This window comes from Paraburkholderia sp. RHO2, assembly GCF_050955445.1.
GTDB lineage: Bacteria > Actinomycetota > Actinomycetes > Mycobacteriales > Mycobacteriaceae > Prescottella > Prescottella agglutinans_A.
Map to the genome: position 1 here is coordinate 345,908 of NZ_CP162617.1, position 20,326 is coordinate 366,233.

At 69.6% G+C, this 20,326-nt stretch carries 22 protein-coding genes and 1 tRNA gene; 17 read left to right on the forward strand and 6 right to left on the reverse strand.

Annotation, left to right across the window (positions count from 1 at the left end; all coding sequences use genetic code 11):
• Positions 1 to 12: 12 nt before the first annotated feature.
• The gene (locus ABTV10_RS01535; RefSeq protein ID WP_499032075.1) at positions 13 to 2,508 is read right to left on the reverse strand and encodes an ATP-dependent Clp protease ATP-binding subunit; all 2,496 of its coding nucleotides are present in this window, start codon (positions 2,506 to 2,508) and stop codon (positions 13 to 15) included.
• Positions 2,509 to 2,672: 164 nt separating this feature from the next.
• On the opposite strand from ABTV10_RS01535, the gene ABTV10_RS01540 reads away from it, so the two are divergent.
• On the forward strand, positions 2,673 to 3,773 hold the full coding sequence (locus ABTV10_RS01540) for a hypothetical protein (RefSeq protein WP_499032077.1): 1,101 nt from the start codon (positions 2,673 to 2,675) through the stop codon (positions 3,771 to 3,773).
• 28 nt (positions 3,774 to 3,801) lie between these two features.
• Positions 3,802 to 4,386 (forward strand): putative glycolipid-binding domain-containing protein, encoded by a 585-nt coding sequence (locus ABTV10_RS01545; RefSeq protein WP_499032078.1) that lies wholly within the window; start codon positions 3,802 to 3,804, stop codon positions 4,384 to 4,386.
• 6 nt (positions 4,387 to 4,392) lie between these two features.
• Here the strand turns inward: ABTV10_RS01545 and ABTV10_RS01550 are convergent, their stop codons facing one another.
• Both ABTV10_RS01550 and ABTV10_RS01555 read right to left on the reverse strand, forming a co-directional pair.
• The gene (locus ABTV10_RS01550; protein ID WP_499032080.1) at positions 4,393 to 5,730 is read right to left on the reverse strand and encodes an amidase; all 1,338 of its coding nucleotides are present in this window, start codon (positions 5,728 to 5,730) and stop codon (positions 4,393 to 4,395) included.
• Positions 5,727 to 6,674, reverse strand: a complete 948-nt coding sequence (locus tag ABTV10_RS01555) for a prephenate dehydrogenase (RefSeq protein ID WP_499032081.1) — start codon at positions 6,672 to 6,674, stop codon at positions 5,727 to 5,729. Before ABTV10_RS01555 ends, ABTV10_RS01550 begins: the two co-directional genes overlap by 4 nt.
• A 67-nt stretch (positions 6,675 to 6,741) precedes the next feature.
• Between ABTV10_RS01555 and ABTV10_RS01560 the strand changes: the two genes are divergently transcribed.
• The 15 genes from ABTV10_RS01560 to ABTV10_RS01630 all read left to right on the forward strand — a co-directional run bounded on the left by ABTV10_RS01560 (position 6,742) and on the right by ABTV10_RS01630 (position 16,968).
• A complete protein-coding gene (locus tag ABTV10_RS01560; RefSeq protein ID WP_499032082.1) occupies positions 6,742 to 7,281 on the forward strand; it encodes a tRNA adenosine deaminase-associated protein in 540 nt (179 codons plus the stop codon).
• Between the two features lie 16 nt (positions 7,282 to 7,297).
• A complete protein-coding gene (locus tag ABTV10_RS01565; protein WP_499032084.1) occupies positions 7,298 to 7,756 on the forward strand; it encodes a nucleoside deaminase in 459 nt (152 codons plus the stop codon).
• Between the two features lie 149 nt (positions 7,757 to 7,905).
• Positions 7,906 to 8,103 (forward strand): CsbD family protein, encoded by a 198-nt coding sequence (locus ABTV10_RS01570; RefSeq protein WP_433609226.1) that lies wholly within the window; start codon positions 7,906 to 7,908, stop codon positions 8,101 to 8,103.
• A 51-nt stretch (positions 8,104 to 8,154) separates the two neighbouring features.
• Positions 8,155 to 8,245 (forward strand) — tRNA-Ser (locus ABTV10_RS01575).
• 424 nt (positions 8,246 to 8,669) lie between these two features.
• Positions 8,670 to 8,807 carry a hypothetical protein gene (locus tag ABTV10_RS01580; RefSeq protein WP_280761834.1) on the forward strand — a complete coding sequence of 46 codons (138 nt, stop codon included), beginning with the start codon at positions 8,670 to 8,672 and terminating at the stop codon, positions 8,805 to 8,807.
• A 335-nt stretch (positions 8,808 to 9,142) separates the two neighbouring features.
• The gene (locus tag ABTV10_RS01585) at positions 9,143 to 9,550 is read left to right on the forward strand and encodes a YciI family protein (protein ID WP_499032086.1); all 408 of its coding nucleotides are present in this window, start codon (positions 9,143 to 9,145) and stop codon (positions 9,548 to 9,550) included.
• A gap of 4 nt (positions 9,551 to 9,554) precedes the next feature.
• The gene (locus ABTV10_RS01590) at positions 9,555 to 10,700 is read left to right on the forward strand and encodes an RNA polymerase sigma factor (RefSeq protein WP_499032087.1); all 1,146 of its coding nucleotides are present in this window, start codon (positions 9,555 to 9,557) and stop codon (positions 10,698 to 10,700) included.
• Positions 10,701 to 10,751: 51 nt separating this feature from the next.
• Positions 10,752 to 11,297 (forward strand): hypothetical protein, encoded by a 546-nt coding sequence (locus ABTV10_RS01595; RefSeq protein ID WP_499032088.1) that lies wholly within the window; start codon positions 10,752 to 10,754, stop codon positions 11,295 to 11,297.
• An 86-nt stretch (positions 11,298 to 11,383) separates the two neighbouring features.
• Positions 11,384 to 12,118: an MBL fold metallo-hydrolase gene (locus ABTV10_RS01600; protein WP_499032090.1), complete on the forward strand. Its 735-nt coding sequence runs from the start codon at positions 11,384 to 11,386 to the stop codon at positions 12,116 to 12,118.
• 77 nt (positions 12,119 to 12,195) lie between these two features.
• Complete coding sequence (locus ABTV10_RS01605) at positions 12,196 to 12,612, forward strand: heme-binding protein (RefSeq protein ID WP_499032091.1); 417 nt, start codon at positions 12,196 to 12,198, stop codon at positions 12,610 to 12,612.
• A gap of 146 nt (positions 12,613 to 12,758) precedes the next feature.
• Positions 12,759 to 13,091 (forward strand): histone-like nucleoid-structuring protein Lsr2, encoded by a 333-nt coding sequence (locus tag ABTV10_RS01610; protein WP_499032092.1) that lies wholly within the window; start codon positions 12,759 to 12,761, stop codon positions 13,089 to 13,091.
• Positions 13,092 to 13,093: 2 nt separating this feature from the next.
• The gene (locus tag ABTV10_RS01615; RefSeq protein ID WP_499032094.1) at positions 13,094 to 13,951 is read left to right on the forward strand and encodes a hypothetical protein; all 858 of its coding nucleotides are present in this window, start codon (positions 13,094 to 13,096) and stop codon (positions 13,949 to 13,951) included.
• 144 nt (positions 13,952 to 14,095) lie between these two features.
• Complete coding sequence (locus ABTV10_RS01620) at positions 14,096 to 14,554, forward strand: MarR family winged helix-turn-helix transcriptional regulator (protein ID WP_499032096.1); 459 nt, start codon at positions 14,096 to 14,098, stop codon at positions 14,552 to 14,554.
• A complete protein-coding gene (locus ABTV10_RS01625; protein ID WP_499032097.1) occupies positions 14,551 to 15,882 on the forward strand; it encodes an MFS transporter in 1,332 nt (443 codons plus the stop codon). The genes ABTV10_RS01620 and ABTV10_RS01625 overlap by 4 nt, the downstream gene beginning before the upstream one ends.
• Before the next feature lie 33 nt (positions 15,883 to 15,915).
• Positions 15,916 to 16,968, forward strand: a complete 1,053-nt coding sequence (locus ABTV10_RS01630) for a DNA polymerase III subunit beta family protein (protein WP_499032098.1) — start codon at positions 15,916 to 15,918, stop codon at positions 16,966 to 16,968.
• Between the two features lie 217 nt (positions 16,969 to 17,185).
• Here the strand turns inward: ABTV10_RS01630 and fumC are convergent, their stop codons facing one another.
• From fumC to ABTV10_RS01645, 3 genes are read right to left on the reverse strand one after another with little or no spacing between them, the layout of a single operon-like run.
• Positions 17,186 to 18,634 carry a class II fumarate hydratase gene (fumC, locus tag ABTV10_RS01635; protein ID WP_433609250.1) on the reverse strand — a complete coding sequence of 483 codons (1,449 nt, stop codon included), beginning with the start codon at positions 18,632 to 18,634 and terminating at the stop codon, positions 17,186 to 17,188.
• The gene (locus ABTV10_RS01640; protein WP_499035112.1) at positions 18,634 to 20,055 is read right to left on the reverse strand and encodes an NAD-dependent malic enzyme; all 1,422 of its coding nucleotides are present in this window, start codon (positions 20,053 to 20,055) and stop codon (positions 18,634 to 18,636) included. Before ABTV10_RS01640 ends, fumC begins: the two co-directional genes overlap by 1 nt.
• Positions 20,056 to 20,058: 3 nt before the next feature.
• Entirely contained in the window at positions 20,059 to 20,286 is a 228-nt protein-coding gene (locus ABTV10_RS01645; protein ID WP_499032099.1) for a hypothetical protein, read from the reverse strand.
• Positions 20,287 to 20,326: the final 40 nt, after the last annotated feature.

Sequence of the window (20,326 nt, forward strand, 5' to 3'; positions counted from 1 at the left end):
GGATACTCCGCGTCAGGTGTCGGACCCGCCGCCCGATGCCGACGTGGCCCCCGCGTCCGTCGGCAGCGATCCCTCCGCGCCGTTGCGGTGCACGACGCCGAGTTCGAGGCCGCCGTTCGCCGACACCCGGACGATGTCGTCGGGTTCGAGCTCGCCCGACAGCAGCAGTCCGGCGAGCCGGTTGTCGAGTTCCTTCTGCACGGTGCGGCGCAGCGGTCGTGCGCCGAACTCCGGCTGGTAGCCCTTCTCGGCGAGCCAGTCGACGGCCTCCTCGGTGATGTCCAGCTCGACGTGCTGGGCGTGCAGTTGCCGGCGGGTGCCGTCGAGGATGAGTTCGATGATCTGCCGCAGCTCCGTCTGGTCGAGCCGGTGGAAGACGATCGTCTCGTCGATGCGGTTGAGGAACTCGGGCCGGAAGTGCGCCCGCAGCCGCTCCATCAGCGTCGGCACCAGCTCGTCGATGTCCTCGGCCCCGGTGCCGAGGATCAGGTCGGAGCCGATGTTGCTGGTGAGGATCACGATGGTGTTCTTGAAGTCGACGGTGCGACCCTGCGCGTCGGTGACGCGGCCGTCGTCGAGCAGCTGCAGCAGCACGTTGAACACGTCCGGATGCGCCTTCTCGACCTCATCGAACAGCACCACCGAGTACGGCTGGCGCCGCACCTTGTCGGTGAGCTGCCCGGCCTCCTCGTAGCCGACGTAACCGGGTGGGGCGCCGACGAGCCGGGAGACGGTGTGCTTCTCCTGGAACTCGCTCATGTCGAAGCGGATCATCCGGTTCTCGTCGCCGAACACGGCCTCCGCCAACGCCTTCGCGGTCTCCGTCTTCCCGACACCGGTGGGTCCGAGGAACAGGAAGGAGCCGATGGGGCGGTTCGGGTCGGACAGTCCGGCCCGCGACCGGCGCACCGCCTCCGCGACCGCGCTGACGGCCTCGGTCTGCCCGATCACGCGGGCGTGCAGGACGTCCTCGAGCTTCATGAGCCGCTCACGTTCCTCGGACGTCAAGTCCGCCACCGGGATTCCGGTCTGCCGCGACACCACGTGCGCGATGTCCTCGACGGTCACCTCCGGGGTGGATTCATCGGCAGCAGCACCCAGACGCTCTTGGGCCTCGGCGATCCGACGCTTGAGGTCGTTGGCGCGCTCGTAGTCCTCCTGCCCGACGGCGGAATCCTTCTCCCGCTTGAGCCGGGCGATCTCCTCCTCCGCGGAGCGGGTGTCGACGTCGGGGGTGCGCGTGCGCAACCGCACGCGGGCACCGGCCTGGTCGACGAGGTCGATCGCCTTGTCGGGCATGAAACGGTCGGTGATGTACCGATCGGACAGCTCGGCGGCGGCGACGAGCGCTTCGTCGGTGTAGTGCACCTGATGGTGGGCCTCGTAGCTGTCGACCAGGCCGCGCAGGATCTCGATGGTGTCGTCGACCGACGGCTCCGCAACCAGCACCGGTTGGAAGCGGCGCTCGAGGGCTGCGTCCTTCTCGATGTGCTTGCGGTACTCGTCGATCGTGGTGGCCCCGATCGCGTGCAGTTCGCCTCGGGCCAGCGCCGGCTTGAGCAGATTGCCGGCGTCCATCGCGCCCTCCCCGCCGGCGCCGGCACCCACGATGGTGTGCAGTTCGTCGATGAACAGGACGAGTTCGTCGGAGTGCGCCTTCACCTCGTCGAGGATCTTCGTCAGCCGCTCCTCGAACTCGCCGCGGTACTTGGTGCCGGCGACCAGCGAGCCGACGTCCAGCGCGACGACGCGGCGGTCGGCGAGCGTCGACGGGACGTCACCATTGACGATCCGCTGCGCGAGGCCCTCGACGATCGCGGTCTTGCCGACGCCCGGATCGCCGATCAGGACGGGGTTGTTCTTGCGGCGGCGGGAGAGGATCTCGATGGTCTGCTCGACCTCCTTGGCGCGGCCGACGACCGGGTCGATGTTGCCGGACCGGGCCTCGGCCGTGAGGTCGCGTCCGTACTCGTCGAGCGTCGGGGTGGAACTCGGTGGCGCCGACGTCTTCTCGCCCTCGATCGTGGCCCCCAGCAGGGCCTTGCCGGCCGGGCTCTCGGAGTTCGCGGCGATGCCGATCAGGATGTGCTCGGGACCGATGTAACTGCTGCCGGCTTCGCTGGCCTGCTGCTGCGCGGTCCGCAGCGCGAGCTTCGCGGCCGGGCTCAGGCTGGGGGAGCCGACCCCGGTCTTCGGGGTGCCGTGCCGGTCGAGGTGCGCGGCCATCTTCGAGGCCAGCTCGTCCGGATCCAGGTTGATGCTGCTGAGTACCCCTCGCGTGGGATCGTGCTGCGCCGCAGCGTAGAGCAGGTGCTCGGGGGTGATCTCGCTGTTGCCCCACTCGGTCGCCGCGTCGCGCGCCGTGGCGATCAGTCGGCGGGCGTCGTCGTTGAGGAGCCGTCCGAGGTCGACCCGCTGGACCGGGGGCTGGGACGACAACCCCGATCCGAAGAACCTGGCGAAAATGTCATCGAAGGGACTGTCCATGCGACCCCAACCTTCGGTCATGCCCTATCCTCCAAATCTCTGAATTCAGCAATCTGGTTCGGACTCGTCCGCACTGCTCGGTCGGACCTCACTCAACCTTGCGACCGTCGCGGGGGAAAGTAAAGAGTCTTCGGACCCGCGTCGCCGCGCGTGTCGTCGACGACCATCGAAAGGGTTTGTGCCGCATGATGACCGCGTCTGCGCCCGCCGAACACACGGTCGGATCCGGAAAGTCGAGGCTGCTGCGTGACGCCCACGCCGGCGCCTTCGTCGAGGCCTTCGTCGTCATCGGGATTCTCACGATCCTGGTCACCCGCGCCTACCTGGCCGCCACCGGGTATCCGCAGATCGGTGGCTCGACCCTGCACATCGCGCACGCGCTGTGGGGCGGGCTGGGGATGGTCGCCGCGCTGGTGGTCGTCTTTTCGTTCCTCGGCGACCTGCCACGGATCGTGGCCGTGGTCGCCGGCGGTATCGGATTCGGCCTCTTCCTCGACGAGGTCGGCAAATTCGTGACCCAGACGAACGACTACTTTTTTCAGCCGGCCGTGGCGATCATGTACGTCGTCATCGTCGCGCTGCTGCTGCTCAACCGCTGGTTGAACGACGTCCGGCAGCAGACCACCGCCGAGGCCCTCGTGAACGCCGCGAGCACCGCCGCCGACGGACTGATCCACGGTCTCGCCGAACCCCGGCGGGCGGAGGCGCAGCGCCAACTACGCCGGGCCGCGGCCGACGGGGTCGACCCCGCCGCCATCGCGTGCGTCGAGGACCTGCTGGCCCGGTGCGCGCCCCGATCCGTCGGGCGATCCGACGCCCTGCTGGCACGGCTGCGCGGACCGCTGCCGCGGGCGCTCGACGGCACCCGTGCCCTGTGGATCGCCGCGATCGCGCTCGCGCTCTTCTCCACCGCCGGGGTGGTGAACGCGGTGGTCACGTTGTCGGAGGACCTCTCCGGCGGCACCGGCACCGACATCACCACGATCGGTCAGATGTGCGGATCGGTCGTCGCGTTCTCGCTGTGCTGGATCGCGATCTCCCAACTGCGTACCGGCCGGATCTGGCCGGTACGCCTGCTCCGCGCCGCCGCGCTGGTGACGATCCTGCTCACCGAGATCTTCAACTTCGTCGCCGAGGAGTTCGGGGCGCTCATCAACGTCGCCGTCGGCCTGACCGCGCTGGTGGTGTTCTCGCGGCGCATCACGGTGCTCGAGCGCGGCGAGCACTCGACGAATCACCGGAACGGCGACCCGCGCGAAGCGGTCCCGTCCGCACAGCCCACCTGATGGCCGTTCGTCGCATAACGTAGACACCGTGAGCATTTCGAGCACCGCGTCGTCCTGGCCTGCTGTTCTGACGTGGCGAGCCCACTCGGCGCCGCGCATGGAGTCCGTACGCGTTCAGGTGAGCGGAAACCGGATCAAGGCGACCGGGCGCATCATCGGCGGCGAGTGCCCGGAGCACCCCGCCTTCAGCGCGTCCTACGACCTCGTCACCGACGAGAACGGCGTCACCCGGCGGCTGTCGCTGCGCACCGCGCTGGCGTCGGGGGAGCGGCAGATGTCGATCAGCCGCGACGAGGAGGGTGCGTGGATGGTCGAGACCGGCACCACCCACCTGCGGTCCGGGTTCGCCGGCGCGAAGGACGTCGACGTCGTGCTCAGCCCGTTCTTCAACGCGCTGCCGATCCGGCGGTTCGGCATGCAGCACGAGTCCGAGGACATCCAGGTGCCCGTCGTGTACGTCAACCTGCCCGACCTCGCCGTGCAGGAGGCATCGCTGACGTACAGCAGCGGCGCCGACGGCATCCACGTGCTCTCGCCGGTGTCATCGTCGTCCGTCACCGTCGACGAGGACGGATTCGTGCTCGACTACCCGGGGCTGGCCGAGCGGATCTGAGGCAACTCAGCTGACGGCCAGCGCGCAGGCGAGCGCGACCGATTCGGCCGGATGCGACCCGTGCCCGCCCGCGGTGGTCGGCAGCCCGATCACCTGGACCCCGACGGGACCGCCGTCGTCGACCGTCACGGGCACCGAGATCGCCGGGATGCCGAGCGCGTTGAACGGAATGCACATCCGCAGCAACGGCGTTCGGGCCACCGCCGGATCCGGCGACAGCGCATCCGCCCTCGTGACCGAACGCAGGGGAGTGGTCGCGGTGACGAGCGCGTCCAGGCCCAGCTCGCCGCGCAGCCGCGAGAGCGCCTGGCGGCGAAGACGTTCGACGGTGCGGACGGCGTGGACGTACTCGACGGCCGGCCGGTCCCGCTGCGCCGTCAGCAGCGCGGCGGTCGCCGGCTGGTAGCGCTCGGGCGTCGACTCGAACCACTGCCGGTGCGTCTCGTAGGCCTCCGAGCCGGTGACGACCGGGTAGGCGGCCAGCAGTTGCTCCGTCTCGGGAAGTTCGACGTCGACCACCTCGGCGCCCGCGTCGCCGAGAGCGCGGACGGCGGTGTCGACGGCCGCCGCGATCGCAGGGTCGGCGACGTCCCAGTTGATGCCGCGCAACCGCCCCACCCGCAGGCCCGCGACCGGGGTGCGGACGTGCGCGATGCCGGGGATCGCGCCCCACGCCAGCGACACGTCGACCACGTCGGAGGCCAGCAGGCCCACGTGGTCGAACGTCGTCGACAGCGGGAACACCCCCGCCGTCGACAGCGCGTCGAAGCTCGGCTTCATCCCGACGATGCCGCACAGCGACGCCGGAGTGCGCGTGCTGCAGCCGGTGTCGGTGCCCACCGCGAGCGGCACCACGCCCTTGGCGACCAGCGCGGCCGATCCCGACGACGAGCCGCCGGTGACCCGCGTCGGATCGTGCGGATGCAGGGCCGGGCCGGACGCGTTGACCGCGCCCGTCGGACCGTAGGCGAACTCGTGCAGGTGCGCCTTGGCGACGACGATCGCCCCGGCCTCGCGCAGCCGCGCGACGATGCGGGCGTCGGCGGTGGCGGGCGGGGCGTCCGCGAGCACCGCGCTGCCGCAGCGGGTCGGCATCCCGGCGACGTCGATGTTGTCCTTCACCGCCACCGCGACCCCGTGCAGCGGGCCGATCCAGTCGCCGGCCGCGATCGCCGCGTCGGCGCGGGCCGCGGCCTCGAGTGCGGCGGCGTCGTCGCGGGCGGCCACCAGGTTCTCCCACGGTGTCCCCGACAGGCGGTCCAGGGCGTCGAGCGTCGCGCGCACGTGCTCGGTCGACGTCGTCTCGCGCTTGGCCAGCTGCTGGGCGATATCGCGCAGGGTCACGGGCGCAGCACCCCGCCGCGGCGTCCGGCGTCACGCATCCGTTCGAGCCAGTTCGCGGAGCCGGGTTCGATGCCGGTGATGCTCCAGCGTTCACGGTTCTCGTAGCGGAGGCGGGCGTCGTGGCCGGGTTCGACGAGCCCGGCGAGCGTGCCCCCGTCGGACAGCTCGGCGCGGGCCCGGTTCAGGACATCCAGGGTCTCGTCCAGCGCCGTCAGCAGTGCGTCGCGGTTGCCCTCGCACATCGCCCGGACCAGGCCGGGCGCGCTGCCCGCGACGCGGGTGCCGTCGCGGAACGAGCCGGCCGCCAGCCCCAGCGCCAGGTCGCCGCCCGCGGCCCCGGACAGCGCCAGCGCCTCGGCGAGCACGTGCGGCAGGTGCGAGACGCGGGCCACGGCGGCGTCGTGTTCGACGGACTCGGCGGGCACCACCACCGAACCGCAGTCCAGCGCCAGCCGCGCCACCTGCGACCAGATCTGCGGGTCGATGCCGTCGTCGGCGCTCACCACCCACACCGCGTCCCGGAACAGGTCGGCGTCGCCGGCCTCCCACCCCGACTGCGACGTCCCGGCCATCGGATGGCCGCCCACGAACCGGTCCTGCAGCCCGTGCCGGGCGACGGCCGCGACCACCTCGGCCTTGACGCTGACCACGTCGGTGATCGGGCAGCCGGGGGCGTGCTCGGCGATCGCCGCGAGCGTCGCGTCCACGGCCGGCATCGGCACCGCGACCACGAGCAGGGCGCGGGCGTCGGCGGCGCGGCGCAGCACCGCCACCAGGTCGGTGTCGGCGTCGAAACCGTCGGCGCGGGCGGCGTCCACCGCCCCGGCGGAGCGGTTCCACCCCCACCCGTCCCGGCCCGCAACAACCGCAGCGCGAAGCAGGGATCCGCCGATCAGGCCCAGGCCGAGAACACAGACGGGAGGTGCGGAAACGGAGACAGACACTCGAACAGGTTGGCACATTTGCCTGTGGACTTCGTATGGAGGCGCCGCGGGGGCTACCGTTGCGCGCATGGGTGCACAGCGCGCGGACAACAACAGCGCCTCCGCGGGATCGATGGAGGATCTGGTCGGTTTCGGCATCGCCGTCGTCCGGGAGGAAGGACGCTGGCAATGCACCCCGCTGACCGGTGGCGTCCTGACGAGCCTGCGGACCGCCGAGAAGGAACTGCTCGAGCTCCGCAGCTCCGGTGCGGTGTTCGGCCTGCTCGACGTCGACGAGGAGTTCTTCGTCATCGTCCGGCCCGCGCCGACCGGCACCCGCCTGCTGATCTCCGACGCGACCGCGGCCATCGACTACGACATCGCGGCCGACGTCCTCGAGTCGCTCAACATCGAGATCCCCGACATCGATCCCGACGAGCTCGACGACATCGAGCCGTGGGAGGAGGGCGATCTGGGTGTCCTGTCGGATCTGGGCCTGCCGGACGCCGTGCTGGGTGTGATCCTCGCCGAGACCGATCTGTACCCGGACGAGCAGCTCACGATGATCGCGCAGCGGTGCGGCTTCGAGTCGGAGCTGTCGACCGCGCTCGACAAGCTCCCGCGCTGACCCCAGGCGGCGGAGCGTGACCCTGCACGACGACGAGCGGATGATCCGTGCCGCCCTGGACGCGGCCGCGGCGGCGTCGGACCTCGACGTGCCCGTCGGTGCGGTGGTGTTCGACGCGGACGGCGTGGAGTTGGCGCGCGCCGCGAACGCCCGCGAGGCCGCCGGCGATCCCACCGCGCACGCCGAGATCCTGGCGCTGCGCGAGGCTGCCCGGATCCACGGCGACGGCTGGCGGCTCGAGGGCGCGACGCTGGCGGTGACGCTGGAGCCGTGCACGATGTGTGCCGGCGCGCTGGTGCTCGCCCGCGTCAGGCGCGTCGTGTTCGGGGCGTGGGAACCCAAGACCGGTGCGGTCGGTTCACTGTGGGACGTGGTCCGCGACCGACGCCTCACCCACCGGCCCGAGGTGCGTGCCGGCGTCCTCGAACCCGAGTGCGCGGGGCTGCTCGAGAAGTTTTTCGAGGATCAGCGTTGACGCTCTGACCAGCACGGATGTGCTCCCGACTCGCTCGTTCGGGCGGGTGGTTCCCGGCGGCATCTTTCGAATCGTGCTGTGGTGGGTACAGGTCCTCGTGTGGCACCGGAACCGCCACGATGGTTCGAGCAGATTCACGGAGGTGACTCGTGGGAATCGGAGACAAGGCCAAGAACAAGGCGCAGGACGTCGGCGGCAAGGCCAAGGAGGCCACCGGTAAGGCGACCGGCGACGACGAACTGAAGGAAGAGGGCAAGGGCGACCAGATCAAATCCGCCGCGAAGGACGTGGGCGAGAAGGTCAAGGACGCCGCGTCCACAACGAAGGACAAACTCACCGGAAAGTAGCTCTGACCAGCCGATTTCAGGCTGAGCGCCGACTCCGGTACAGTTCTCGGCGGTGGCGTGTCCGAGCGGCCGAAGGTGCAGCACTCGAAATGCTGTGTACGGTAACCCCGTACCGAGGGTTCAAATCCCTCCGCCACCGCCAAGAGCCCCTCACCTGCGTGCAGGTGGGGGGCTTCTTTGTGTCTCGGTCCCCGTAGTTCGAGTGCCGCCCTCGCCGGCCCAACCCCTGAACGGGAGTTCACGGCACGCGTGCGGGCACTTATCGTGTCGTGAACTCCCGTTCGGCGCTTGCGGGCGCGTTGTGGGCGAGCATCCGCTGTCGGTTCCGATCTGCGAGTCCCAGAAATTCGATCGATCAGAATATTGCAAGATGCGCATTAGTGCGTGCAATTCTCGAAAAATCGAGGACCCATTCTTCCATGCCATTATCCGCATGTGTTGCAGATCACGGCGCGGGGTATTGAAGTTCGTGTTGCGCGACTTCTAGGGTGCATTCGGACGAAATGCGAAAGCGCGTTTCTTTGTAAGCCGTGGCATTGCGCCACGCTCGACGAGAAGGACATTCCGTGGATTTCGATCAGATCATCTCCCTGCTCACGGCTCTGGGCGACTTCGGCAACCTGCTCACCGGTGTGGGCGACGCGCTCAACGGCATCGTTGCCTTCGGCGGCTCCGTCTCGCAGGCGGCAGGGGCCCTGTCGTAGTGGCTTGATCTTTCTGTATGTGTGGCGGGCACCCGGGCGGTGTCCGCCACACGCGTTTACGCCCGGAGTGCGTACCTCGGAACGGGAGCCTTCCGTTTCCGGCGCGCGCGGAACGGCATTTCGGGGCGCATTCTTTGGCCACGTTCGGTGTCTGACGAGTTCGACGACGGGCGGCGTCGGGCGCGCGCGGGTGTCTCGAAGTCGCGCTCCGTCTCTCACGTGGGCGGGGTGGGCGACCGAAAAAACTTCGCCCGGCGATGTCGAGAACCCGTGGCTGGCTCCGTCCCTGCAGTGAATGCGACCAGAATGGGTCGCACGACACGAGGAGAGACACGATGGCCAAGTACCTGTTGCTCAAGCACTACCGCGGCGCCCCGGCGGCGGTCAACGACGTGCCGATGGACCGGTGGACGCCGGAGGAGATCTCGGCCCACATGCAGTACATGCAGGACTTCGCGGCGCGGCTCGAGGGGACCGGCGAGTTCGTCGACGGTCAGGCGCTCTCGCCCGAGGGGATGTGGGTCCGGTACGACGGCGAGGGTCGCCCGCCGGTCACCGACGGCCCGTTCGCCGAGACCAAGGACCTCATCGCCGGCTGGATGGTGATCGACGTGGACAGCCGCGAGCGCGCCGTCGAACTGGCCGGGGAGCTGTCGGCCGCGCCTGGGGCCGGCGGCAAGCCGATCCACGAGTGGCTCGAGGTGCGCCCGTTCCTGGCGCCGCCGCCCACGATCGCGGAGTGACCTGGTGAACGAGGTCCTCCTCCGGAGCCTCACACCGAGCGTGCTCGGGATCCTCGTCCGCCGCGGAGCCGACTTCGCGGCGGCCGAGGATGCCGTGCAGGACGCGCTGGTCGAGGCGGTCCGCGTCTGGCCGGCCGACCCGCCGCGCGATCCGAAGGGCTGGCTGGTCACCGTGGCCTGGCGCCGGTTCCTGGACGCGACCCGGGCGGACGCGGCCCGCCGCCGGCGGGAGGACGCGGTCGACGAGCAGCCGGCACCCGGGCCCGCTTCGGACGTGGACGACACGCTCCAGCTCTATTTCCTGTGCGCCCACCCGTCGTTGACGCCGTCGTCGGCGGTCGCGCTCACGCTGCGCGCCGTCGGCGGGCTGACCACCCGCCAGATCGCCCAGGCCTACCTGGTGCCGGAGGCGACCATGGCGCAGCGCATCAGCCGGGCCAAGCGCACGGTCTCCGGCGTCCGGTTCGACCAGCCGGGCGACGTCGCCACCGTGCTGCGCGTCCTCTACCTGGTCTTCAACGAGGGCTACTCCGGCGACGTCGACCTCGCTGCCGAGGCCATCCGGCTCACCCGGCAGCTCGCGGCGACGATCGATCACCCCGAGGTGGCGGGGCTGCTCGCGCTCATGCTGCTCCACCACGCCCGGCGCGCCGCGCGGACCGCGCCCGACGGCCGCCTGGTGCCGCTGGCCGAGCAGGACCGCGGCCGGTGGGACACCGCGTCGATCGCCGAGGGCGTCGAGATCCTGCAGGCGGCCCTCGCCCGCGACCGGCTGGGCGAGTTCCAGGCCCAGGCCGCCATCGCGGCACTTCACGCCGACGCGCCGACGGCCGCGGAGACCGACTGGGTGCAGATCGTCGAGTGGTACGACGAGCTGGTGCGCCTGACCGACAGCCCGGTCGTCCGGCTCAACCGCGCGGTGGCCGTCGGCGAGGCCGACGGACCGCAGGCCGGTCTCGCGGAGCTGGCGGCGTTGCCCGACTCGCTGCCCCGTCACGCCGCGGTGGCGGCGTACCTGCACGAGCGCGCCGGTGACGTGGCAACGGCGGCACGGCTGTACGTGGAGGCGGCGGACGCGGCGACGAACGTCGCCGAGCGGGACCACCTGACGTGCCAGGCCGCGCGACTCAATGCCCTCCGGTGTCGCTGACGGAGTGCGCTCGCCGACTGTGTGTCCGCCCCCGCGGATAGGCTGCCGACCGTGCAGACTCTCTTCATCGACGACCCCGAGCAGGGAATCGCGCCCGCGACAAGTCATCCCGCGTTCGTCACCCTCGCGCCCGAGTCGTTCTACGACCAGGGTGAGCACTTCGCGCCGTTCGGCAACGACTCCGGGTACGACGCACTGCGCGAACTCGAGGACTGGTACGTCGCCGGCGGCCGGGACGACGCGCTGCCCGCGTTCGTGGACGGGCTCATCGCCTCCTGGGATTTCGGCGTGCCCGCCGACGTGTGGACGGCGGGCCGGGAGACCGTCCACGCCCGCCTGCGCGACGATTCGCTCGACGAGGTGACGCTCAGCGCCGAGGCCCAGGCCCAGTTGGCGATCGTGCTCGGCCAGTTGAAGATCCGCGGTGGTCTGACGCCCGCGGCGCGGATGCTCGGGACGGGGGTCGTCGACGTCCTGCTGGCACTCGCCGACCACGGTCGGGTCGCGCACCCGGACTGGCCGCACGCCGACCGGAATCTCGCGGCGATCGCGGCGGCCGCCGACGTCGTCGACAAGGCCCCGACCCTGCAGGGCTGACGCCCACCCGTTCGCTGTCGTCGAAACATGTTCGCCGAGAACGAAACCGGAGGACACCGCGCCGGTCGCCGGAATAACGTCGCGGTATGCCTGGTCCGGACCTGCAACAGCTGACGCCGTCCCTGCACCGTCTCCGTATTCCCACGGGGCCCGCGCACCTGCTGAACTGCTACCTCTGGCTCGAACCGGACGGCGTGACGCTCGTCGACACCGGCTGGCCGGACAGCGCCGACCTGATCGCGGCGGCGCTGACGGCGCTGGGCCGGGAGCGGACCGACGTGCGGCGGATCGTGCTCACGCACTTCCACGAGGACCACACCGGATCCGCGGCGGAGATCGCCGGGTGGTCGACCGTGGAGGTGATCGCCGGCGCGGACGACGCGCCCTACGTGACCGGCGCACAGCGCGGTCCGCTTCCCCGGCTGACGGATCTCGAGAAGACGATCCACGCCGAGATCGACGAACCGTCCCACGGCCCTCCGTGCCGGGTCGACCGGCAGGTGCGCGACGGCGACGTCCTCGATTTCGCGGGCGGGGCACGCGTCATCGGTGCCCCCGGCCACACCCCCGGGAGCATCGCCCTGTATCTGCCCGATGCCGACGCGGTCCTCACCGGCGACGCGGTGGCCGAGTTCAACGGTGAGGTGATCGTCGGCGTCTTCGACACCGATCGGGAGGCGGCGACCCGGTCCCTGGCGAAGATCGCCGCGACGCGGGCGGAGATCGCGGGCTTCGGCCACGGTGAGACGGTGCTCGAGGGCGCTCATGAGCGGATCGCGACCGCCGCCGATCCGTTCGCGCCGTCCGCCGAGGCGCTCTGAGCGCGACGGCGGAGCGTCGAGTAGTCATATTGGTGGCTGTTCGGGACGGGACCGGCGCCAGAGGGAGGAAATTCGGAATGGCAGGCAATCAGGCGCGGTTCGATCTGGCGGCGGCCCGGGAGGCGGCGGACGCGGCGCTCGACGCCGCGCGACGCGACGGCAACCGGGTGAGCGTGACGGTGGTGGACGCACAGGGGCACGATCTGCTGGTGGTCCGCGACGACGGCGCCGCGTGGTTCACGCCCGGCGTGGCGCGGGCCAAGGCCGCGACGGCCGCGCTGATCGGGATCCCCACGACCGCCTACTCGGGACTGGCCGATGCGCATCCCGCGCTGGTCGACCTGATCGACGGCCAGGTCCGGCAGTCGCTGACGACCCTGCCCGGCGGCCTGCCGGTGGTCGTCGGTGGTCAGGTTGTCGGCGGCATCGGTGTCAGCGGCGCGCAGCCGGAACAGGACGTCGAGTACGCGCAGGCGGGCGTCGCCGCCCGCTGACCGTCGTCCGTGGATCAGCGAGCGATCGGTCTCGCTAGGCGGCCCGTTACGCCCCGACGTGAAAAACCTCGATCCGCGTCGGATTGTGCATGGTGTTGTCCCGTAGGCTTCCGATGCAGCTGGTTGACAAACCTCGGGAGTGATACGTGGCACAGAAGGTAATTGTCGAGCTCATCGATGATCTTGATGGTGAGCCCATCGACTTCGGCGGCGAAACGATCAGCTTCGCGGTCAATGGCGTCGAGTACACGATCGACCTCAATGACAAGAACGCCACCGAGTTTCACCGCAAGCTCGACTACTACATCCGGCACGCGACCAAGGTCGGTGGCCGTCAGGCTCCCCGTGTCGCGAAGCCGTCGGTCGACGGCCCGAGCACCCCGGAGATCCGCGAGTGGGCCACCCGTAACGGCTACACCGTCTCGACGCGGGGCCGCATCGCGGCTGACATCGTCAAGGCGTACACGGCCGCGCACTAGCCATGGCAACCGTCAGTAAACGCACGAAGAACGAGGCGGTGCCCGAAGCCGTCACCGAGGCGGCGTCCGAGGACGTCGCGTCGGACGTCGCCGCCGAGGAGCTCCCCACCGACGCGGACGCGGACGCCGACGACGACGCCCAGGGCTCGGAGGTCTCCTTCTCTCACGGCGATCCGATCCGGGTGTTCCTGTACGACATCCCCAACGACGGCGGCGAGTGGACCGCGCGCTACGAGTACGGGATCAAGCGGATCCGCGCCAAGAAGGTGAGCCCGGCGGTCTACCTCGACCTGCTGCACCGCGTGTTCCCCAAGCACGAGGTCCTGGTCAAGGGCGAACTGCTCAGCGTCAAGAGTCGTCCGCACCCCGAGGATCCGAAGGTGCTCACCGAGGTGGCGCTGCTGGTCTACCTCGCCACCGAGGTCGCGCTGTTCAAGGCATTCCTCGACTGGGCCGGCCGGGACATCAGCTCGATCCGGATCACGCACGACAAGCTCGACGACGTGGCCCGCCGGATCCACAACGATCTGTACCGGATCCACCTGTTCAAGCAGCGCCTGGTCACGGCGGGCATCGAGGATCCGGCCGAACTCGACGACGACGTCATGCGGCCGGTCGAGGTGATCAAGAGCGAGATCGACGCCATCCAGGACCTGCGGATCTCGGTCAAGCGGTACCGCGACCGAGTGGTGCAGGCCAAGCGGGAACGCGTGGTCAAGGAGAGCCAGAACCTCGTCGGCAACATCGAGATGGCCACCTGGGACTCGGTGCAGCGCCGCGAGGAGATGGTCGTGATGCGCGAGTGGGTGGACAACCAGCAGCGCGTCCTGCCGATCGTCAAGACGTCCAAGCAGGCCTGACACGCCCGTCGACCGAACCGAACAACCAAACCGAGCACAGGGCCCCTCCCCGAACCGATCGGGGAGGGGCCCTGTCGCTTGTTGGGGAGATACCGAACCCGACGGGTGTATGCTTGCCGATAAGCAACAAAATTGGAGGTGGACGTGACGAGCCTCTTCGACGACGACGAGGTGTCCCGGCTGCGGGTCGCGCTCGGTCGCATTGCCCGGCAGGTCGACCGGCAGACATCGGGCGGCGAGCTGACCAAGACGCAGTTCTCGATCCTCACCACGGCGGTGCGGCGCGGGCCGATCCGGGCCAGCGAGATGGCCGAGATCGAGACCCTCAACCCGACGATGCTGTCGCGGATGATCGGCAAGCTGGAGGCCGCGGGCCTGCTCCAGCGCTCGGCACATCCCGACGACGGGCGAGCGGTCGTCGTGGCAGCGACCCCCGAGGGGATCGCGTTGCACGCCCGGTTGCGTGACAAGCGGACCCGGCTGTTCGCCGAGTATCTCGGACAGCTTCCCGAGACCGAGACCCAGGACCTGCTCGCCGCCCTCCCGGCCCTCGAGGCCCTCGGCGAACGGATGTGTCAGGCCCGGTCCGCGGACCGCTCATGACGGCCGCGGGCAGACTCGGGCGGCAGACCTTCGCCGCGCTCGCCAACCGCAACTTCCGCCGCTTCATCAGCGGTCAGGCCGTCTCGCTCATCGGCACCTGGATGCAGCTCGTCGCCCAGTCGTGGCTCGTCCTCGAACTCACCGGGTCGGGCACCGCGATCGGTGTCGTCGTGGCGTTGCAGACCCTCCCGATCCTGTTGCTCGGACCGTACGGCGGCGTGATCGCCGACCGGACGGACAAGCGTCGCTTGATGATCGGGTTGCAGTCCCTGATGGGTGTGCAGGCCCTGGTCCTCGGCGTGCTGACGATCACCGGCACGGTCGAGCTGTGGCACGTCTACGTGCTGGCCCTGCTGCTCGGCCTCAACCAGTGCTTCGAAAACCCTGCGCGGCAATCGTTCCTGCTCGAGATGGTGGGCCCGCAGGACCTGCGCAACGCGGTGAGTCTGCAGTCCACGCTGGTGAGCGCGGCGCGCATCGTCGGGCCGGCGGTCGCGGGCCTCACGATCGCGGCGGGCGGCCTGGGCGTGTGCTTCCTGCTCAACGCCGCCAGCTTCGTCGCGGTGATCGCCTCGCTGCTGCGGCTGAATGTCGCTGCGCTGCACCGTTCCCCTCCGGCGGAACGGGCGCGCGGACAGCTGCGGGAGGGCCTCCGGTACGTGCGCGGCAACCGCAACCTGGCAGTGCCGCTGCTGATGATGGCGTTCATCGGCTGCCTGGCGTTCGAGTTCCAGGTGGTGCTGCCGATCGTCGCCGACCAGACCTTCGGCGCCGGCTCCGAGGCCTACGGATTCATGACGGCGGCGATGGGCATCGGCGCGGTGTGCGGCGGCCTGCTGGTCGCCACGTGGGGTCGCACCGGCACGCGGGTGCTGATCGTGGCCGCGGCGGCGTTCGGTTTCGCGCTCGTCGCGGCGGCCGCCGCACCGAACCTCGCCCTCGAACTGGTCGCGCTGGTGCTCGTGGGTGCGGTGAGCATCGCGTTCAACTCGACCACCAACAGCACCCTTCAGTTGGAGTCCGAACCGCAGATGCGCGGGCGCGTCATGGCGTTGTGGTCCACCGCGTTCCAGGGCTCGACCGCGATCGGCGGCCCGATCGCCGGCTGGGTCAGTCAGGAGTGGGGTGGCCGCGCCGGCCTGCTGCTCGGCGCGATCACGTGCCTCGTCGTGGCGGTGGTCGCCTGGGTCGTCATCGGCCGCGGCACGGACGTCGCCGCGCAGACCGACCCGATCACCGAGGATCCCGAGGAACTCGCGGTGGATAACCCGGCGGTGTCGGAGGATCCCGCGGTCACCGACGCGGACGCGCGCAGCAAGGCGGCTTGACCTTCGACCTGGTCGAGACTTCATGATGGCCGCGTGAACGCATCCGAAACCGACGACCTCATCACGATCGGCGTATTCGCCCGGGCCAGTGGCCTGACCCCGAGCGCGCTGCGGTTCTACGACGACTGCGGCTTGCTCGCGCCGGCGTACATCGACCCGGCGACCGGGTACCGGTACTACGCCGGCGACCAGCGCGAGCGCGCGTCGCTGCTCCGCCGACTGCGGGAGATCGCCGTCCCGCTCGAGGCGGTGACGCGGATTCTCTCCGCCGACGCGGACGAGGCGGTCCGTCTCCTGGACGAGCACGTCCGACTGCTCCGGGAGCGCGCCGACACCGCGGCCGCCCTCGCCGCGTCGCTCGGGACGGTCCTGACGGCGGGGGAGTCCGGACACCGCGTCACGCTGTCGGGAATCACATTGGCGGACGCCGTCGACCAGGTGGTGCCCGCGGCGGCGACCGACCACCGGTTCCCGATCCTGACCGGGGTCCTGATCGAGGTGGGTGACGGCGCGGTGGTGCTGACCGCGACCGACCGCTATCGGCTGACCACCCGCAGCCTCGCCGCACCCGTATCCGGCGCAGCGTGGGCCGTCGTGGTCCCCGCGCGCGACCTCGCCGCGCTCACCCGATGGTTGCGCGACCGCCCGCAGGTCGCGCTGCGCCGTGCCCCCGACGGTGTCGTCGTCGCGGCCGACAGCGACGAGAGGCGTCTCGCGGCGATCGACGACGGGTTCCCCGACTACCGAGCGATGCTCGCCGCGCTGCCCGCAGCCGCCACGCGCGCAATCGTGTCCCGGGACGCGTTGCTCGCGGTCGTCGAGGACGCGTCCGATGCGCGCGTCCACTGCACGATCCGCGCCGATGGCGTGAGAGTGCTTACCGCCGAACGTGAATGGCGGCTCACCGCCAACGTCACCGGGCCCGCGATCGAGATGCACTTCGCGTCCGGCACACTGCGCGCCGCGTTGGCGACCGCCGTGGGACCCGACGTCATGCTCGACATCTCGCGCGCCGACATGCCCGTCGTCATCCGCTCCGCCACCGCCGGCGACCTCACCACGCTCGCCATGCCCATCGCCCCTTAACCTTCACCGGACAGGAGAACTGCGATGGCCACAGATGCCACGATGGATTCGATCACTCGCGCTGTGTTGTGACCCACCAGGCAGCAACACCGCCGGCGCGGGCGGGGCGGTGCTGGTTCCGGCTCGATGCCGGTGTTCCTCGTGGCGCCCCGCCCGCGCGGTACTGGACGGATTCGGGAGGTTCATCCTCTCGTTTCGAAGAGTGGCCAATGTCCTATCAGGGCATGCCGACCATTTGCCGCGGGTCCACAACCTTGTCGAACTCGGCGGCGTCGATGTAGCCGGTCGCCAGGGCCGCCTCGCGCAGCGTGGTGCCCTCGTCGTTGGCCTTGTGGGCGATCGCCGACGCCTTGTCGTAGCCGATGACCGGCGACAACGCGGTGACCAGCATCAGCGAGTTGCCAACGTACTTGTCGATCTGGTCGCGGTTCAGCTCGGCACCCTCGATGCAGAACTCGCGGAACTTCACCGCGGCGTCGCCCAGGATCCGCGCCGAGTGCAGCACATTGTTGACGATGATCGGGCGCATGGCGTTGAGCTCGAAGTTGCCCTGCGTCCCGGCAAGCGCCACCGCCGAATCCTCCGCCAGCACCTGGATGCAGACCATCACCAGCGCCTCGCACTGCGTCGGGTTGACCTTGCCGGGCATGATCGAGCTGCCGGGCTCGTTCGCAGGCAGCACCAGCTCGCCGATCCCGCACCGGGGTCCCGACGACAGCCAGCGGATATCGTTGGCGATCTTCATCAGCGGCACCGCCAGCGCCCGCAGCCCCGAGCTGGCTCCGACCATCGCGTCCAACCCGCCCTGGGCCGAGAACTTGTTCTCTGCCGTCCGGAATGCGTAGCCCGTGAGCTCGGCGATCTTCGCGGCCACCTCGGAGTCGAAGCCGGGCGGCGCGTTGAGGCCGGTGCCGACGGCGGTCCCGCCCATGGCGAGCTCGTAGAGCCCCTCCATGTCGGCCTTCAGGCGCTCGAGTCCCTGCCGGATCTGCATCGCATAACCGGACCACTCCTGTCCGACGGTCAGTGGGGTCGCGTCCTCGAGATGGGTGCGACCGATCTTCACTACCTCTCGCCACTGGTCGGCCTTCGACTCGAAGGCCTCGAGTAGAGACTCGAGCGCGGGGATGAGCCGCTCGTTGAGTTCCTTGACGACGGCGATGTGCATTGCCGTCGGGAAGGTGTCGTTGGAGGACTGCCCCATGTTGACGTGGTCGTTCGGGTGCACAGGCGTCTTAGCCCCCAGCTCGCCGCCCACCAATTGGATGGAGCGGTTGCTGATCACCTCGTTGACGTTCATGTTCGACTGTGTGCCGGAGCCGGTCTGCCACACATACAGGGGGAAGCTGTCGTCGAGGGCGCCGGAGATCACCTCGTCGGCGACCTGCGCGATCAGGGTGGACTTCCACTCCGGCAGCCTTCCGGCAGCGCCGTTGACCAGTGCAGCCGCCTTCTTCACGTAGCCGTAGGCGTGGTAGACCTCGTGCGGCATCCGATCGTTGCCGATGGAGAAGTGGACCAGGGAGCGCTGGGTTTGCGCGCCCCAGTACCGGTCGGCGGGGACGTCGATGCCGCCCATGGAGTCGGTCTCGTGCCGGGTGCCGCCGGCCTGCAGGCCGATCGGCAGGTCGAGGATCTCGGGCGAGTTGGTCGCGGGCGCGCCCATCAGGCATCACCGTCACGGTAGACCGGCTGCCACATCGCGTCCTCGACGGCCTGGACCACGTTGGCAACGGGTTTGGTGGCAACGCCCTCGGCGACGGCCTGCTTGGCCACCGCCACCGCGACGGTCGCCAACGAGGCGCGCAGGTTGTCGACCGGAGGCAGCAGCGAGGCGCCGCGGGCGCTGGGGTCGACCTGGCCGGCGACGGCCTCGGCGGCGGCGAGCAGCATGCCGTCGGTGACCTGGGTGGCGCCGGAGACGATGGTGCCCAACCCCAGGCCGGGGTAGAGCAAGGCGTTGTTGGCCTCGCCGATCGCGTAGTCCACACCCTCGAAGGGGACCGGGTCAGCCGGGATGCCGGTGGCGACCAGGGCGTTGCCCTTCGACCACGCGATGGCATCGACGGGCATGACCTCGATGCGCTCGGTCGGGTTCGACAGCGGAAGCAGGATCGGGCGCTCGACGTTGGCGCACAGCGCCTCCACCACGTCGCGGGTGAACGCGTTGTGCGCGGTCGAGGTCCCGATCAGAATCGTGGGCTCGGCCTCCTTCACGACGGTGAGTAGGTCGATCTTGCCGCCTATGGTGCGTGCCCAACCGGCCACCTCGGTGACCGGCCGCGCATATGGCGCCTGGTAGTTCGGGAGGTCGGCCATGTCGTCGGTGACCAAGCCGTTGATGTCGACCAGCCACACCCGAGACCGGGCGTCCGCGAGACTGAGGCCCTCGCGAACCATCGCGGCGGCGATCTGGTCGGCCATGCCCGTGCCGGCGGTGCCTGCCCCGAATACCACGAGACGCTGCTCGGCGAAGCTCTGCTTGGTCACCTTCAGGCCGGAGAACACCGAGGCCATCACAATCGCACCGGTGCCCTGATTGTCATCGTTGAAGATGCGGTACTTGTCGCGGTTCTTCTCGAGGATCCGACGCGCGTTGGACGGACCGAAATCCTCGAAGTGCAGCAGCGCGTGTGGGAACAGGTCGGCGGCCGTCTCCAGGTAGAGGTCGACGAAGGCGTCGTAGCGGTCGCCGGTCACCCGGGCGTGCCTGTTTCCCAGGTACGCCGGGCTGTTCAGCAATGTCTCGTTGTCGGTGCCGACGTCCAGATGCACCGCCAATACGCGCGCCGGATCGATTCCGGCCGCCGCGGTGTATACGGCCAGCTTGCCGACGGAGATCTCGCTGCCGTTCACCCCCCAGTCGCCGATACCGAGGATCTCCTGCGCGTCCGTGACCACGATCAAGTCGATGTCGTCCGGTCCGAAGCCCAGGGTCTCGAACGACGGTCGGACGTCCTGGGGCCGGTCAACAGAAAGGTAGACGGCCCTCGACTGACGGTAGTCTTGGCTCCAGTTCTTGATCGCGTCGCCGACCACGGGATCGTAGATTATCGGCAGCGTCTCGGAGAGGTGGTCGAGAATGATTCGCTAGTAGAGAACCTCGTTACGGTTGTGTAGCGCGCTCAGGTAGTCGTACTTCTCGAGATCGGTCTCGAAAGAATGCAGCTGGGTGTAGGCGCGCGCAGCTTGCTCATCAAGGGTCTCCACCGCCGCGGGGAGACGTCCGATCAGCGCGAGCTTCTCACGCTGCTGATATGTGAAGGCGGTACCCCTGTTTCGCAACGGATCGGTGAGCACATCAGGCTTCTTCGACACGATTCCTCCTGGAGGGTTCGGATGAGACGATTCGGTGAAC

What these genes read in the sequence shown, in the direction of transcription:
- ABTV10_RS01605 (WP_499032091.1), top strand. Translation starts at nt 12,196, where the DNA reads ATGGCAGGCAATCAGGCGCGGTTCGATCTGGCGGCGGCCCGGGAGGCG.
- ABTV10_RS01585 (WP_499032086.1), top strand. Translation starts at nt 9,143, where the DNA reads ATGGCCAAGTACCTGTTGCTCAAGCACTACCGCGGCGCCCCGGCGGCG.
- ABTV10_RS01535 (WP_499032075.1), bottom strand. Translation starts at nt 2,508, where the DNA reads ATGACCGAAGGTTGGGGTCGCATGGACAGTCCCTTCGATGACATTTTC.
- fumC (WP_433609250.1), bottom strand. Translation starts at nt 18,634, where the DNA reads ATGGGCGCGCCCGCGACCAACTCGCCCGAGATCCTCGACCTGCCGATC.
- ABTV10_RS01560 (WP_499032082.1), top strand. Translation starts at nt 6,742, where the DNA reads ATGGGTGCACAGCGCGCGGACAACAACAGCGCCTCCGCGGGATCGATG.
- ABTV10_RS01615 (WP_499032094.1), top strand. Translation starts at nt 13,094, where the DNA reads ATGGCAACCGTCAGTAAACGCACGAAGAACGAGGCGGTGCCCGAAGCC.
- ABTV10_RS01600 (WP_499032090.1), top strand. Translation starts at nt 11,384, where the DNA reads ATGCCTGGTCCGGACCTGCAACAGCTGACGCCGTCCCTGCACCGTCTC.
- ABTV10_RS01625 (WP_499032097.1), top strand. Translation starts at nt 14,551, where the DNA reads ATGACGGCCGCGGGCAGACTCGGGCGGCAGACCTTCGCCGCGCTCGCC.
- ABTV10_RS01540 (WP_499032077.1), top strand. Translation starts at nt 2,673, where the DNA reads ATGATGACCGCGTCTGCGCCCGCCGAACACACGGTCGGATCCGGAAAG.